The organism is Acidocella sp. (assembly GCF_035535915.1).
Taxonomy (GTDB): Bacteria; Pseudomonadota; Alphaproteobacteria; order Acetobacterales; family Acetobacteraceae; genus Acidocella.
This window is the reverse complement of the sequence record NZ_DATLPB010000008.1, coordinates 1-15,111: the sequence shown is the minus strand read 5'-3', so window position 1 is coordinate 15,111 and position 15,111 is coordinate 1. Positions and strand designations below refer to the sequence as shown.

General features: G+C 65.1%; 15 protein-coding genes. 11 read left to right on the top strand and 4 right to left on the bottom strand.

The annotated features are described in order from the left end of the window. Positions 1-169: 169 nt before the first annotated feature. From VNC39_RS00990 to VNC39_RS00980, 3 genes are all read right to left on the bottom strand, one after another. Entirely contained in the window at positions 170-907 is a 738-nt protein-coding gene (locus VNC39_RS00990; protein ID WP_325395280.1) for a prepilin peptidase, read from the bottom strand. A gap of 206 nt (positions 908-1,113) precedes the next feature. After that, positions 1,114-2,496, bottom strand: coding sequence for a cytochrome-c peroxidase (locus VNC39_RS00985; protein WP_325395278.1), 1,383 nt, complete (start codon positions 2,494-2,496; stop codon positions 1,114-1,116). 35 nt (positions 2,497-2,531) lie between these two features. Then, complete coding sequence (locus tag VNC39_RS00980; RefSeq protein WP_325395276.1) at positions 2,532-4,250, bottom strand: phospholipase C; 1,719 nt, start codon at positions 4,248-4,250, stop codon at positions 2,532-2,534. Between the two features lie 202 nt (positions 4,251-4,452). On the opposite strand from VNC39_RS00980, the gene VNC39_RS00975 reads away from it, so the two are divergent. The 10 genes from VNC39_RS00975 to VNC39_RS00930 all read left to right on the top strand — a co-directional run bounded on the left by VNC39_RS00975 (position 4,453) and on the right by VNC39_RS00930 (position 13,997). Beyond that, positions 4,453-6,150, top strand: a complete 1,698-nt coding sequence (locus VNC39_RS00975) for a GspE/PulE family protein (protein WP_325395274.1) — start codon at positions 4,453-4,455, stop codon at positions 6,148-6,150. After that, on the top strand, positions 6,150-7,361 hold the full coding sequence (locus VNC39_RS00970; protein ID WP_325395272.1) for a type II secretion system F family protein: 1,212 nt from the start codon (positions 6,150-6,152) through the stop codon (positions 7,359-7,361). The genes VNC39_RS00975 and VNC39_RS00970 overlap by 1 nt, the downstream gene beginning before the upstream one ends. Then, positions 7,348-7,734, top strand: coding sequence for a prepilin-type N-terminal cleavage/methylation domain-containing protein (locus tag VNC39_RS00965; protein WP_325395270.1), 387 nt, complete (start codon positions 7,348-7,350; stop codon positions 7,732-7,734). The genes VNC39_RS00970 and VNC39_RS00965 overlap by 14 nt, the downstream gene beginning before the upstream one ends. Continuing rightward, complete coding sequence (locus VNC39_RS00960; protein WP_325395269.1) at positions 7,734-8,099, top strand: type IV pilus modification PilV family protein; 366 nt, start codon at positions 7,734-7,736, stop codon at positions 8,097-8,099. The genes VNC39_RS00965 and VNC39_RS00960 overlap by 1 nt, the downstream gene beginning before the upstream one ends. Further along, on the top strand, positions 8,096-8,662 hold the full coding sequence (locus VNC39_RS00955) for a prepilin-type N-terminal cleavage/methylation domain-containing protein (RefSeq protein WP_325395267.1): 567 nt from the start codon (positions 8,096-8,098) through the stop codon (positions 8,660-8,662). The genes VNC39_RS00960 and VNC39_RS00955 overlap by 4 nt, the downstream gene beginning before the upstream one ends. A 125-nt stretch (positions 8,663-8,787) precedes the next feature. Further along, positions 8,788-9,798, top strand: a complete 1,011-nt coding sequence (locus VNC39_RS00950; RefSeq protein ID WP_325395265.1) for a PilN domain-containing protein — start codon at positions 8,788-8,790, stop codon at positions 9,796-9,798. Beyond that, a complete protein-coding gene (gspM, locus tag VNC39_RS00945; protein ID WP_325395263.1) occupies positions 9,795-10,376 on the top strand; it encodes a type II secretion system protein GspM in 582 nt (193 codons plus the stop codon). Before VNC39_RS00950 ends, gspM begins: the two co-directional genes overlap by 4 nt. A gap of 26 nt (positions 10,377-10,402) precedes the next feature. Continuing rightward, positions 10,403-10,978, top strand: a complete 576-nt coding sequence (locus VNC39_RS00940) for a hypothetical protein (RefSeq protein ID WP_325395261.1) — start codon at positions 10,403-10,405, stop codon at positions 10,976-10,978. A 2-nt stretch (positions 10,979-10,980) separates the two neighbouring features. Next, positions 10,981-13,209 (top strand): type II secretion system secretin GspD, encoded by a 2,229-nt coding sequence (gspD, locus tag VNC39_RS00935; protein ID WP_325395259.1) that lies wholly within the window; start codon positions 10,981-10,983, stop codon positions 13,207-13,209. Then, positions 13,206-13,997 carry a general secretion pathway protein GspK gene (locus tag VNC39_RS00930; RefSeq protein WP_325395257.1) on the top strand — a complete coding sequence of 264 codons (792 nt, stop codon included), beginning with the start codon at positions 13,206-13,208 and terminating at the stop codon, positions 13,995-13,997. Before gspD ends, VNC39_RS00930 begins: the two co-directional genes overlap by 4 nt. 61 nt (positions 13,998-14,058) lie before the next feature. Here VNC39_RS00930 and gspG read toward each other — a convergent pair whose 3' ends face one another. Next, positions 14,059-14,523 carry a type II secretion system major pseudopilin GspG gene (gene gspG / locus VNC39_RS00925; protein ID WP_325395255.1) on the bottom strand — a complete coding sequence of 155 codons (465 nt, stop codon included), beginning with the start codon at positions 14,521-14,523 and terminating at the stop codon, positions 14,059-14,061. Positions 14,524-14,608: 85 nt separating this feature from the next. Between gspG and VNC39_RS00920 the strand changes: the two genes are divergently transcribed. Further along, entirely contained in the window at positions 14,609-15,010 is a 402-nt protein-coding gene (locus VNC39_RS00920; RefSeq protein WP_325395253.1) for a lytic transglycosylase domain-containing protein, read from the top strand. Positions 15,011-15,111: the final 101 nt, after the last annotated feature.

Here is a 15,111-nt window from a genome sequence, read left to right as displayed (position 1 = left end):
CCTGCTTATGCGGCATGGGCGGCCTTTAGAGCGTGATGAGCGGAGCCTGAATCGATTTTGCTTCCCGACGCGGGGCGAGAGCGGAACGTCGATCGATCCAGGCGCCTCCGCAGCCCCTGGAAGGCGCAACGAGCATGGACACGAGGACTGCGGCGGGCGGCATTAAGTCTCAGCTACCCAGCAGCACCATGCCGAAACAGGCCAGCGCCAAAGCTGGGCCGAAGGGGATCATGGTCTGCCCGCCCTGGCCGCGCCGCGCCGCCAGGGGCAGCGCCATCCCCAGCCCCAGCAGCCCAGCCGCCAGCACGATCGTTGGGACGGCCGCCAATCCCGTCCAGGCCCCGGCGGCAGCCAGCAGCTTGGCGTCCCCCTGCCCCAGCCCATGGCGGCCGCGCAAACGCCAATACAGCGTATCCAGCAGCCGAAACACGGCATAGCCAAGGGCGGCCGCCAGCGCATGGTCATAGATCATCCACGGCGCGCGCATCCAGGTCACCACCAGTCCGGCCAGCAGCAATGGCAAAGTGATCACATCTGGCAGCCGGTAACGCTCGATATCAATCCATGCAGCGGTCAGCAGCGCCCAGCCGAGCGCGGCATCCGCCCACAACACCCACCCGCCCGGCGCCAGTGTGAAGGCCGCCAAAGCAACCGCCAGTGACGCCAGCTCGATGGCCGGATGAAACCAACCGATGCGTACCTCGCAATGCAGGCACCGCCCGCGCTGAAGCACAAAGCTAAATAACGGAACCAGTTCACGCGGGCTCAGCACATGGCCGCAAGACTCACATTGGGAACGTGCCAGTGCGAGCGCCCGCCCCGCCGGGAGACGGCGCACGACTACGCCTAAAAAACTGCCAATGACCAGCGCCGCCGGCAGCACCATCCAGCCCGGTGGAGCCAACATCCCGTTATCCTTCCAACTCAGCCGCCCTTAGAATGTGATGGCTTCAGGTCGATTCAGGAAGAGAAGAAAGAGGCCGCTTTTTGAAAAAAGCGGCGCAAAAACTTTTTGTTATGCTGGGCCTGAGGCTGTGTCAGCGCCAACGCCCATGGCCCAGCATAAATCAAAGTTTTTTTGCTTCTTTTTGTTCACAAAAAAAGCCTTCCCTATCATGCTCCAGGCTTATACCCGTCGGTCAGCGTTTTCAGGAAAGCAACGAGATCACTCACCTCCGCATCGGTGAGGGCGGGTTTGTCACCCAGGCGGCGGTTCAGCGGCGGATCGGTATTGTCGATATTGGCCCAATATTTCTTCGGCAGATCGTTAAATTTTTTTACCTTGCCATCCGGCCCGGTGGGATAGATCTTGCCCGGATCGACATCGCGCAGATTATAGAACTCCACCACATCGCGCAGAGTATGGTACGCGCCGTTGTGGAAGAACACCTTTCGCGTGGCCGTGTTGCGCAGCGTGGGGGTCAGGAACATGCCGCAATATTGCGTTTGAGTCTGCAAATCCGTGCGGTACGGCCCGCATAGGCCGAGATCGTAATAATGCGGATCCTGGTTGGCCGGAATATCCGGATTACGGGGCACGCCCAGCGCCTCGTACTGGGTGTCGGTCAATTGCGGCGGGCGGTGATCAGGCGTTGGCTGGTCAAGATGGCAGGCGCCGCAATCACCTTTGGCGGGATCGTTGAACAGGATATAACCGCGCATCTCCGCCGGGTTCAGGCGTGCCTTGCCCTCCAGCCAGTAATCATACTTGCTGGTGTATGCGTGGAAGTCCCGATCCTCGATCTGATAGCGCGCCACGGCGAACAACGCCTCGGACACGGCAATGGACGGGTCGCTGAAAATGCCATCGCCGAAAAGCTGCTTCAAAGTGCTGGCATAGGGGGCGGCCTGCAGCTTGGCGGCGATGGTCTGCGCGCTGCCGCCATCCATCTCGTAGGGGCTGGTCAGCGGGCCCATGGCCTGCTGCTGCAACGTGTCGGCGCGGCCATCCCAGAACAACCCGCCGGCGGGCACTATATTGGCGGCACTCTGCGCCGTGCTTTGCGCCGTTTTCACGGTGCGGGCCGCACTCTGGGCGGCCTTGGCCAGTTGCGGCAATGCCGGCATCACGTCGCTGTCCCCGGCCGGATCCGGGCCGATATAGAAATTCTTCTGGAAACTCAAATAGGTCAGGGTCGGCACCGCGCGCACGCCGGGGCTATGCATGTCGGGACCACCATAAACGATGGAACTGCCGGTCGGCGGACCGTAATGGTTGGCTGGGTCATGGCAGGAGGCACAAGACAGCTTGCCGGAGCCAGACAGGCTGGTGTCGAAGAAAATCTGTCTGCCGACCTCAGCAACGATGGAAAACTGCGCCGGCGGCACCGGGCGGACAAGCTGAACAGGAGACGGATTTTCGCCCCGGGCGAGCTGGAAACTCGCCACGGGGTTAGAGAACCAGTCCGCCAGGGGAATGGGGCCTTGCAGAACCCACCCCAAGGCGGCACAGACGCCAAGCGTCACGATAAGAACAAGGCTCGCCAGAATACGCATGGCGTCTGCAGCTATCCTTCAATCCGGATTAGAATTTAGAAGAAATGATGTGGATCCGCCTGGTTGACCCCACCGGTGGTGGGATTCAGGATCATGCCCGGAGCGTCGGCGTGGATGAAGTTGAACATGTCCATGATCGAGCCGGACGTGGCGTCGAAGGAGCCGCCGCCGAGGCGCTTGCCGTGCAGCCAGTTATCCTCGATGAACCGCACCACAGAAGCCTGGTTGATCAGGGTGTGAGAGACATAGTCCCGACGGGCGAACGGCGAGATCACCATGAAGGGAATGCGCGTGCCCGGACCGCAGAGGCCATGCACCGGCTTGCCGTCCAGGCCATCCGGCTCTTTGCCTGAGCCGCAGACATTGGCGCCGTCCAGCGCATCCAGCGCGCCGTAGGAAGACGTGGTGGGCTTCACAAACGCATGGTCGTACCAGCCGTCGGAGTCATCGTAGGTGACGATGATGGCGGTGGACTTCCAGTCGGGCGACTTCATGATCTGGTTGATCAGCCCGACAACGCCAACCTGCTCGTCCAGCGGGTCGGAGTAACCGGCATGGGCATCCTGGTAGGCCGGCATCTTGATGTAGGAGACGGCCGGGACGTTGCCTTGGCTCAGCGCGTTTTCGAAATCGATCAGGTCGTACTGATGGTTCGCCGGGTCGACCGCGCCGCGGGCCTCGAAGGAGAAGCCGATATCGCTGATGCTCGCCGGGCGGGCATGCGTGTAATTGGCGGTGGAGGCGTAGTACTGGAACCAGTTATGGTGCGGGATATAGTCCGCAACCGTCTGGTTCACGGTGGTGGACACGGTGGAACGCCCGCAACCGGTGGTGCCGTTTGCATTGGTCAGGCCCAGATCGAAGCCGCCCATGAAGCCGCCCCAGGTGATATCCGCGGCATTCAGCAGATCGCCGATATTCTGGCCGCTCATTTTCACGGTGGTGCTGGTGCTGGAGCAGGAATCATAGGCCGGGTCGACGTCGCCATCCTGCGTGTAGCCACCCTGACCGTCAGGCACCTCGGAGGACGAGGTTCCCAGCACCGGGACCGCGCCGTTGGTCTGACCGGAGACAACCGCCAGCGCGCCCGGGGTGGAGGGGCCGTAAGTGTCCGTCCAGGCGTTGTCGTCCATCGCGTAATTCTGGGCGTAGTTCCACATCGCGGTGACGGTGTTGCCGTCATAATAGCCCATCACCTGGCCGGTGGTGCCGAAAGCGCCCACGCCACCGGCGGAAGCGGTACCGGTGTATTTGGGAAACAGGTCCATCTTGCCGGCGTCATAGGCTTCCTGCTCGTTCTGATAGGCGTGGTTCTGGTCGGAGGTGGCCGCCTGGGAGCGGTCCAGACGGAACGGGTTGGAAGCACCCGCACCGTTGGCGGCGTTGGTGTCGTTCGGGTTGTTGGTCAGCAGGTGGTTGTTGGACAGATTGTCCACCGCGGTTTCGCGCATGTCACCGCCCAGGACGATCGGACGGAAGGACGCGGTGAAGCCGGGCTCGCCTTCCGGGTTGGTGGCGTGCGGATAGGTGGCGAAGTAATGGTCGAACGAAACGTTCTCACCATAGATGATGACGAGATGCTTGATCGGCGTCGCGGTCTTAAGATCGTCAGTATAGCGCGCGACATTCGCCGGCGTCAGCGGCGCCTTGGCGCCGGTGGTGGTGGTGGCGGCCTCGGAGGCAAGGGGGGCCAACGCGGACGCCAGCGTGGAGACGCAGAACGTTGCGCACATAAGAGATGTACGTAAATTCATAACTCTTCACCCGTTGTATGTTATGTGTTTGTTAGGACAGCGCTGCCTCATAGGCGATCACAACAGGACTGCGTGTTAATCAATTATGACTTATCTTTTCTTCGCAAACATTTAACATCGTCTATAATAATGTCAGTGCATTAGACTGCTAGAATTGACGTGACATGATTTTGTCATCATCACGATATCGAAAGAACTTCGCGTGGAACTCCCGTCCATCGAATCCCCGGCCCTGGCGGAAACCGTGCTCGCGCATCTCGCCCTCCAGGGCGTCTGCGATTCCATCGCGCTGGAGCGCGCCCGTGCCGTCGCACGTGAAACGGGCTTAAGCCCTGCACAGGCGCTGGTCAGGCTCGGCCTGGTCTCCGAGCGCACTTTAGCCGAGTGCTTGGCCGGGCTGCTTGACCTGCCTTTGGCCGGGCCGGAACGCTACCCTGAGTCACCGGTGCTGCCGGAACGGCTGCGCCCGCGTTTTCTGCGCGCTGCGCGCTGCCTGCCATTGGCACTTGAAAACGCGGCGGACGCACCCGCAACCCTCACCCTCGCCATGGCCGACCCGCTAGATGAATTCACCGCCGGCGCCGTTGCCTTGGCCACCGGGCTCCCCCTGCGGCGGGAGGTCGCCCTCCCCATCGAACTGGAGGCGGCACTCGCCCGGCTCTACCCCGAGGAAGAGCAAACACAAGCGGCACACGGCCAGGAAGACGTGGTGGAGGATGATGCCGAGCGGCTGAAGGACATGGCGAGCGAGGCGCCGGTCATCCGTCTGGTCAACCAGATCATTGGCCGCGCGGTGGAGAGCCTGGCCTCCGATATTCACATCGAGCCCTTCGAGGACCGGGTGAGGATTCGTTACCGCTATGACGGCGATTTGCAGGAGGCCGAAACGCAAGCGGCACGCTTCGCGCCCGCTATCGTCTCGCGCCTCAAAATCCTCGCCAAGTTGGACATTGCCGAGCGCCGTCTGCCGCAGGACGGGCGCATCCGCATCGCGGTGCGCGGCCAGGAGGTGGTGTTCCGTATCGCCACCGCGCCCAGCCTGCATGGCGAGATCGTGGTGATGCGCATTCTCGACCGTTCCTCCGTCTCCTTCGATTTTGCGGCGCAGGGCCACGATCAACAGGTCATCACGCGGCTGCGGGCGGCGCTGGCCGCGCCCAACGGCATCCTGCTCGTCACCGGCCCGACCGGCTCGGGCAAGACCACCACGCTCTATACGGCGTTGCTCTCGCTCAACGCCGAAGAGACGAAGATCATCACCGTCGAGGACCCGATCGAATATCAGCTTCCGGGGATCAACCAGATCCAGGTAAAGCCGCAGATCGGGCTGGATTTCGCGACGCTGCTGCGCTCCATCGTGCGGCTGGATCCCAACATCATCATGGTCGGCGAGATCCGTGATCTGGAAACGGCGGAAATCGCCGCGCGCGCGGCGCTCACCGGCCATCTCGTGCTCTCCACCCTGCACACCAACTCCGCCGCCGCCGCCATCACCAGGCTGCGCGACATGGGGATGGAGGATTACCTCATCGCCGCCGTGCTGCGCGGCGTGCTGGCCCAGCGGCTGGTCCGCCGCTTGTGCGACGACTGCAAAACGCCCTTGGAAACGCCGGCGGAATTCCGCACCCGCTACAACATCCAGGCGGAGACCATTTTCCGGCCCCATGGCTGCCCCGCCTGCCGCAACACCGGCTATCGCGGCCGCCAGGCCATCGCGGAATTCCTGACGCCCGACGCCGAAATCGAGCGCCTGCTCTTTGCCAAGGCCGACCAGAGCGCCATCGAACGCGCCGCCATCGCCGCTGGAATGAAGACCATGCTTGTCACCGGCATGGAGGCGGTCGCGCGCGGCGAGACGACGGTTGAGGAAATCTTGCGCGCGGTGCGGGCCGAGGAGTGATGGCAGACTTCACTTACCGCGTTCTCGGGCCCGACGGCACGTTGCAGAAAGGCACGCAGGAGGCGGCCAGCGCCGCCGAGCTGGCCGCGCAGTTGCAGAAGCGCGGCGCCATGGTGCTCGGCATCACCCCGGCCGGGCGCGGCGTTGGGCTGCTCGCTCTGGAGCTGGGCGGGACGGCGCTGCGCCGGGGCGAACTGACCGAGGCGACGCGCGAGCTGGCCAGCCTGCTCGCCGCCGGTCAGGACATGGACCGCGCTTTGCGGCTCATGACCGAGGAGGCGCCTAACAAGCGCGTGGGCGCCGTGCTGGGGCGGGTGCGTGATTCGGTGCGCGACGGTGTGGCTCTTGCCGCCGCCCTGCAACGCGAGCCGAAAAGCTTTCCGCGCCTCTTTATCGGCCTGGTTCGCGCGGGTGAGGCGGGGGGTGATCTGGCCGGGACACTGGAACGGCTGGCCGAGCAGCTGGAACGAAGCCGCAGGCTTACCGCCACCGTGCAGTCGGCCATGGTCTACCCCGCCATTTTGTTGCTCGCCGCCATCGGCTCCATCGTGCTGCTGCTCACCCAGGTGCTGCCGCAATTCGTGCCGCTTTTTGCCGAGAACGGGCTGGCCCTGCCCGCCTCCACCGCCTTCCTGCTGGAACTGGGCCATGCCGTCTCAGCCTATGGGCTTTATGCGCTGCTGGCCATGGCGGCTGCCGGGCTGGGGCTGCACCAGGCCCTTCAGCGGCCTGGCATCCGCCTGGTCTGGGACAGGCTAATGCTGCGCCTGCCGCTCACCGGCGGCATTGCGCGGGAAATTCTTGCCACGCGCTTCGCCCGCACCCTGGGCATGCTGCTGATCAATGGCGTCGCCCTGCTGCCCGCACTTGGCATCGTGGAGGAGTTGTTGGGAAACAAGGCCGCGCAGATTGCGGTGCATGCGGCCGCCGAAAGCGCGAAGACGGGGCAGGGCATGTCCCGCGCGCTCGGGGCGGCGGGGGTTTTTCCCACACGCCTCGTCCATCTGCTGCGCCTGGGCGAGGAGACGGCACAACTCGGCCCGCTTTCGCTGCGCGCCGCGGACCTGTTCGAGGAGCGCACCCGCCTCGCCTTGCAGCGCCTGGTGGCGCTGCTGGTGCCGGCCATCACCATCTTCATGGGCACTGTGGTGGCGGGCATCGTCTCTTCGCTGATGCTGGCCATGCTCAGCCTCAACAATGTCGCCCAGTAGTCACACCGAGCGCGGCTTCACTTTACTGGAGATGCTGATCACCATTGTGGTGATGGGCCTGATGATGCTGCTCATCACCGGCTACGCGCAGCCCCACAGCCATCGGCTGGAGGTCGAGCGCGCCGCGCAGCGCGTTGCCGCCGTGATGAGGCAGGACCGGGGCCTGGCCATTGCCACCGGCCGGCCGGTGCGTGTCACCCTGCCGGCTTTGCCCGGCTGGCTCAGCGTGATCGCCCAGTTTCCCAAAGAGGGGCTGATCTTCGCGCCGGACGGCAGTTCCAGCGGCGGGACCGTCCTGCTGGCGGCGCCGGGCATGCGCAGCCTGATCAGCGCCAATTGGCTGACCGGCCAGATCAGCATCCGGACGAAATGATGCCGCGTCATGCTCACGAGGCGGGATTCACGCTGCTCGAGGTGATGGTGGCCTTCATCATCGCTGCCCTGGCCTGCATCGTGCTCTACAAGGCCGGGGTTTCGGGCATGACCGAGGCGGTCACCGCCGCGCGCTATCAGGAGGCGTTGGTGCGCGCGCAATCGCGTCTCGCCGCGGTCGGCCCCCTGGTGAAGCTGCAGACCGAGCAGCTTAGCGGCGATGACGGCGGCGGCTTCCATTGGCAGATCCACATCGCCGCCGGCCCCAGCACCGGCACGCTGACTTTGTACGATGTGCAGGTGACGGAGCGCTTCGGCACCCGCGTGGTGACGCTGACCACGAAACGTCTGGGTCCCAGCACATGAGAGACGGCGAGGCGGGCCTCACGCTGCTGGAAATGCTGGTGGCGCTCGTCGTGTTCGGGCTGGTGATGGCGGGCGTCGCCCAGGCCTTCCGCTATGGCGTCTCAGCCATTTCCGCGGGCAGCCGCGCCATCCAGGCGCCGGAGGATCTGGCCGCCATGGATATGGCGCTGCGCAGGATGATCGAGCAGGCGCAGCCGGACAGCATGACAGGCGGACCTTATTCCCTTGCCTTCACCACCCGTCTGCCGCAGGGGGCCGGCGTCGTGGGTGGACTGCAGGATGTGGCCTTGCAGCTCGGCCCTGACGGCGTGTTGGTGCTGCGCTCGACCCCGCATCCGCCGGGCCTGCCGCTCGGCCCCGCCCCGACGCCGCAAATCGACATTCTGACCACCGGGCTGAGAGAGGTGAGCTTCAGCTATCTGCAAAACGCGCCCGGTGCCGGACCGGTTTGGGGCAGCCAATGGTCCGGCAAGGGCCTGCCGTTGCTGGTCCGCATGCATCTGGAACGCCGCGGCCGCCCGTGGCCGGACCTGATCGCCGCCCCCACCGCGCAAGGCAATTGAGGCAGCGGATGACACGAAAGCTTCATTTTTTATTGCAAAACAGACCGGTTAACCGTCCGGCATGAATTTTGACCAGCCCGGTACGACCGCCACCCAAAAGTTTAACCAGCCGACATGAAATTGGGGTGGCATCTGCCGGGCGCGTGCTGATGCTCGCGGAATTTTTCGCGTGGTGGGTCAGCCAGATGCGTGCCCTGGTGCAAGGCCTGATCGGACCGGGCCAGGCGTCGGATGCGCTGATCATCGCCATTGACCGGCTGGGCCATGCCGGCGCGCCCGGCGGCGCGCTGCTGCTGCGACGCAGCGGGCAAGAGCAATGTCTGCGCACGCTCGACGAGCCGGAGCGGAGTGCCGTGCCGCCAGGGCTGCCGATGCTGCTGCGCCTGCCCCCCGGCTGCCTGCTCGTGCGCGAACTAACCCTGCCTTTGGCCGCGGCGCGGGATTTGCGTTCCGTGCTGCGCTTCGAGATGGACCGGCTGACCCCTTTCGACGCGGATGAGCTGTTCTGGGGCGTTTCCGCCCAGAGCGAGGACCGCACCCAGGACCGGCTGCGCCTGCGCCTGGCCATCGCGCCGCGTGCCCCGGTGACGGCGCTGCTGGACTGGCTGGCGGGGCAGAAGCTGGCGCCGGGCTGGATCGAGCATGCCCAGGGGCGCATTCCGCTCGATGCCGGCGCGCCGCGCCCGCGCCGCCAGTCCGCGCTTGCCGCCTTGTGCGCGGCGCTGGCCCTGGCCTGCCTGGCCGTACCCTTCATTCGCCAGCAGATTGCCTTGAACCAGGCGGCAGCGCTGGTAGCAGAGCGTGCCCCAGCGGCGCATGTTGCCCAGTTGCTGCGCGCGCAGCTGGAAGAAGCCGCCTCCGGGCGCGCCGCCATCGCGGCCGCGCGCCACCAGGGCGATGCGCTGCAGATCCTCGCTGCCCTTACCCAAGCGCTGCCGGACGATACCTGGCTGGCCGATCTCTCGCTGAAATCCGGCAGCCTGACCATGGACGGGCAATCCACCGATGCCGCCAAGCTGATCGCGCGGCTCGCCGCCGTGCCGGGGCTGCAGGATCCCAGCTTCACGGCCCCGGTCACACGCACCAATGACGGCAAGGCGGATCTGTTCTCGCTGCGCGTCGGGGTAAAGGAATGAATCCCTTGCACCTCAGGCTGCCGGACGGGCGGCGCGGCCAGATTCTGGCGCTGGGCATAGGGCTAGCGGCGCTGCTGTTGCTTTGGGTGGCACTGCTGGCCCCGCTTTTTGGATGGTACCAGGAACGGGCCGACGAGCTGGCGCAGCAGCGCGTCCTGGCGGTGCGCATGCAAGCCCTGGCGCGTGAGATTCCGACCTTGCGCGCCGCCGTCGCCGCGCAAGGTCCGGACCAGGGCGGCCCGGCGCTGCTGCTGCAAGGCGACAGTGACGCCATTGCCGGTGCCAATCTGCAATCGGCGCTGCAGGATCTCGCCACGCGATCCGGCACCAGCCTGGACAGCGCCGCCCTGGCGCCGGTGCAAGCGCAGGGGCCGCTGCGCAAGCTCGGGCTGCAGGTGAGCCTGACGGCAAGCTGGCCGGCCCTGATCAGCTTCCTTGCTTCCATCGAAACCGCCAGCCCGCGCATGATTGTCGGTGGGTTGAGCCTGAGCAACGCCGGCCCTCCGGATGCCGGCGGTGCGCCCCCCGTGCAGGCCAGCTTCACCGTCAGCGCCTTCCGCGCGGCAGGGGGGTCATGAGGGGACATACAGGATTGGGTAGGCGCTTGGCGACCTTGCGCCGCCGCGAAACCGGGCCGCGCCTGCCCGGTTGGGCCGCCAGGCTCGGGGTCCGCCCCGTTCTGGCGGCGCTGCTCGGGCTGGTCCTGCTGGCCGAGCTGCAGCCCGGCGGCAACGATGGCGGCCCCCGGCCCGCCGTCCCCCTCCCGCGCGGCGGCGCCGCCACAGCTGACCCGGATGTGCGGGGCTGGATCCAGACGATCCTGGCCCGGCCCTTGTTCAATCAGGACCGCCGCCCGTCCGGTGCCGCCGCCAGCGGCGACGGGCTGCCGCGCCTCTCCGCCATCCTGATCGGGCAAAGCATGGCCAGCGCCATCTTCGCCGCTGACGGCCACAAGCCGCTGGTGGTGCAGCCTGGCGGGCTGGTGGATGGCGACAGGGTGCAGAGCATCAGCGCCGATAAGGTGGTGCTGCTCACGCCGGCCGGACCGGTGACGTTGCGCCCACGATTCGCCAAAGGCGCGACATCGGCCGCCGCGCCACCCCCGCCTGTCCCAGTGTCACCAATCACCGGGCAACCGCTCGATTCCAGCTTTACCGCCGGCCCCTACGATAACGAGTGATCATGCGTAAGACCCCGCTTCCCGCCTTGTTAGGCCTGCTCGTCCTCGCCTCCTGCCATGAGCGGGTGCCGCCGGCCTCGCTGATCGGCTCCCCGGTGACACCTGTGGCCGCGACACAGGGGGAACTCATGCCGCCCGCCGCCCGGATCAGCGGCGCCGTGACCCGCCAAGGCGCCCTGCCCCGCCCCAGCGCCTCTTACGGCACGCCGGCCCCCTCCCCTGTCGGCGGCACCGGCACGGCGGTGGAGGGCGAGGGCGCTATCAGCTTCAACTTCGCCGATACCGATATTCGTACCGTTGCCGCCCAGATTCTCGGCAATATTCTGCACGCGAACTACACGATCGATCCGGACGTCAAGGGTACGGCAACACTGCGGACCATCGTGCCTTTGACCCTGAACCAGGTGCTGCCCACCCTGCAGACGCTGCTGGCGCAAAACGGCGCCGTGCTGGTGCAGACGGACGGGCTGTACCGGGTGATGCCGGCCGGCGAGGGCGCAGGTGCTGCGGCGGATACGCAGGTGATACCGCTGCAGTACGCCAACGCCACGCAACTCGCTTCGGTGCTGCAACCTTATGTCGCCAAGGGCGGCGCGCTGACGGCAGATGCGGGAAGCAACAGCATCGTCATCCAGGGCGACCCGGCGGCGCGCGTGGCCTTGGCCGGACTGGTGCAGGCCTTCGATGTGGATACGCTGGCCGGGCAATCCTATGAGCTGTTCCCGGTGACCAGCGGCGATGCCAAGGATTTCGCCACCGCCTTCACCGCCGCGCTGGGCGAGCCGGCCAGCACCAAGGGCACGGCGGCGGTGACGGTGGTGCCGCTGGAGCGGATCAGCGCCGTCCTGGTGATTGCCCGCGCACAGAGAGATCTGACCAATGCGGGGCGCATTTATGCGGTGATCAACCGCGTGCAGAGAGAGACGGTCCGCAGCTGGCATGTTTTTTATCTGCGCAACACCCAGGCCAATGACGCGGCCTATCTGCTGCAGGAAGCCTTCACGCCGGACAATGTCACCGCCCAGCCAACCCCGCCGGCGACGCAGACCGATACCAGCCCGATGAACAGCGACAACAACACCGGCGCCGGCAACACGACCACCGGCATGACCACCAGCACGGGTACCAGCAACAGCGGCGGCAACAGCAGTACCAATGCCGGCGGGCCCGCCAACACGGCAAGCGGGAACGGCGCCACCAGCAGCAGCGGCGGCGGCAATACCGGTAGCGCCAGCGCGTTGCTCGGCCCCCTGACCGCCAACACCAGCAGCGACAGCAACGACGAAATGCGGATCATTGCCGATACGTCGAACAATGCAGTGATGATCTATGCCACCGCCGTGGAGGACGACCAGGTGGAGGCGATGTTGAGCAAGATCGACATCCAGCCCCTGGAAGTGCGGATCGATGCGACGATCGCCGAGGTCGATCTCACCGGGCAGCTGGAATACGGCACGCAATATTTCTTCAAGATGGGCGGCATCAACGCTGTGCTCAGCAATGCCGCGAGTTCGGCGCTGGCGACTAACTTCCCCGGCTTCGTGCTCTCCGGCCATGGCAACGATGCCGCCCCGCTGGCGATCTCGGCGCTGGAGGCGGTGACCAAGGTGCGGGTGCTGTCCTCGCCGGAACTGATGGTGCTGGACGGACAGGCGGCAAGCCTGACGGTGGGCGACAGCGTGCCCTATCTCTCGGAGACATCGCAGAGTACGCTCACCTCCACCTCGCAAGTGATCCAGTCCATCAATTACCGCGATATCGGCGTGATCATGCGCGTCACGCCACATGTCGGCAGCGACGGGCTGGTGACTATGGATATCAGTCAGGAAGTCAGCGGCGTAACCCCGACGACCTCCTCGACCATCGCTTCGCCGACCTTTACCGAGCGCAACGTGACTTCGCGTGTGGCCATCCAGGACGGGCAGACGATTGGCCTGGCCGGGTTGATCTCCGACAATGATTCACGTGAGAATTCAGGGTTTCCCTGGTTGAAAAACGTGCCGCTGCTCAGTGCATTACTCAGCACCCAGACCAACAACCGCACGCGCGAAGAGCTGCTGGTGCTGATCACCCCGCATGTGATCCGCGACCAGAGCCAAGCGCTGGACCTGACCCGGGACCTGCGGCAGCAACTGCCCAATGCGGCCCTGGTACCGGTCGCGCTGCAGCGCGAACCATTCCAGGGCTCCGACGATCCGACCCAGACGCTTCGGGCGCGGATGAACCAGTGAAACCAAGCCGGGAGCGTGGCTTTGCTCTGCTCATCGTGTTGTGGAGCATGGTGCTGCTGGCGCTGATGATCACCACCCTGCTTGCCAATGGCCGCACCGCCATCACGTTGGCCGGCAATGTGCGCGACGCGGCGTCCGCCGGCGCCCGCGCTGACGGCGCCATCAACGAGGCGCTGTTCCACGCGCTGGCCACTGGCGCCCAGCATTGGGCACCGGATGGAAGCTGGCATGATCTGCCGGAGGGCGTGCGCGTACGCGTGACCACGCTGGGCGGGCTGATCAACCCCAACCTCGCCTCCACCAACCTGCTCGCCGGGGTGCTGCAAGCCTGCGGAGCGGACGAGGCGCAGGCCAAGCGGCTGGCCGCGGCCATCATCGATTGGCGCAGCCCACCGCTCTCCGAGGCGGCGGAGACGGCGCGCGCGCAGACCTATCGCCGCGCCCGGCTGAAATTTTCGCCGCCGGGGACGGCGTTTTCCGATCTCGCTGAGCTCAAGGACGTGCTGGGCATGACGCCCGCGCTGCTGCAGGCCATGCTGCCTTATATGAGCCTGTACCAGACCGATGACCCGGACCCTGCCCTCTCCAGCCCGCTGGTGCGGCGGGCGCTGGAACTGGCGAATGACCCCGGCGCGCTGCATGACGGCTACCGGGGCAGCTTTCCCACCGTGGAGATCGAGGCGGAGGCGGGGCCCGGGCGGGCGATGGTCCACCGGCATGGCGTGTTCAGCCTGGCCGGCACGGACAGCCCACATCCTTACAGCGTGATGCAGCTCGGCGGCGGTTAGAACGGGAAGAAAAGCAAGAAAGTGGCCGCTTTTTGCAGAAAGCGGCCTTCCTTCTCTTGTTTTATTGGTTGCAGACCAGCCCCGGATCGCCCGGCTGGCCGGGCTTGCCAGACGGCCCCAGCGAGCAGAGATCGTAATCCAGCCCCGGGCGGTTGGAAGGCGACTGGTAGAGATAGGGATGGCCCCAAGGATCGCGCGGCAGACCACCGCCCTTAAGGTACGGGCCGGCCCAGGCATTGGCATCGTCCGGCTTGGTGATCAGCGCCTGAAGACCATCCTCCGTGCTGGGATAGGAGCCGACATCGAGCTTATAGAGATCAAGCACGGAACCGATGCGCTCGATGGATTGTTTTGAAATCGAATTTTTCGCGTGACCGAGCTGGCTCAGCACAGCCGGGGCAACCAGGCCGATGAGCAGACCGAGAATGACGATGACGACCAACAATTCGAGCAACGTGAAACCCCGTTCACGCTCCTCATGTTTTAAAAATCTGCTGTTATAATATGAACTTTTTATGTCAGCCAAGGCCGCCTCTTCTGCTGCGTGTCCCGCCCGGATATAGCATCGTCATAACGACAAGCAAGCCGCGAAACCAGGACAAGGCAGGCAAATGATTCCATATCTGCACTGCATGTTGGTGGTGGCCGCCGCCACGGCGCTGCCGCCAAGGGTACTGCCGGTGCTTCAGAAAATCGAAGGCGGTGCCGTGGGCGTCGTGCACCAGAACGAGAATGGCACGCAGGATCTCGGCGTGATGCAGGTGAACACGATCTGGGTGCCCGTCTTGGCGGCGCGCTCAGGCTTTAACGAGTCGGAGACAAGAACGCGGCTGATCGAGGACCCTTGCTTCAACATCGCCGCCGCGGCGCTGATTTTGCGTGGATATCTGGACGAAACACACGACTCGCTGCTGCCGGCGATCGGCGATTACCATTCCCACACACCGGCACTGAACGGCGCTTATGCGGCGCTGGCGGAGGACACGGCGCGGCGGCTGTTCGCGGCGAAATGAGCCAGGCTTAAGCGGAAACCTCGGCGGATATCCGCCTTCGTCTAACGCCTTATTTTAATTGATATGTATTGGTTGCGGGGGCACGCAGGGGTATAGGGGAA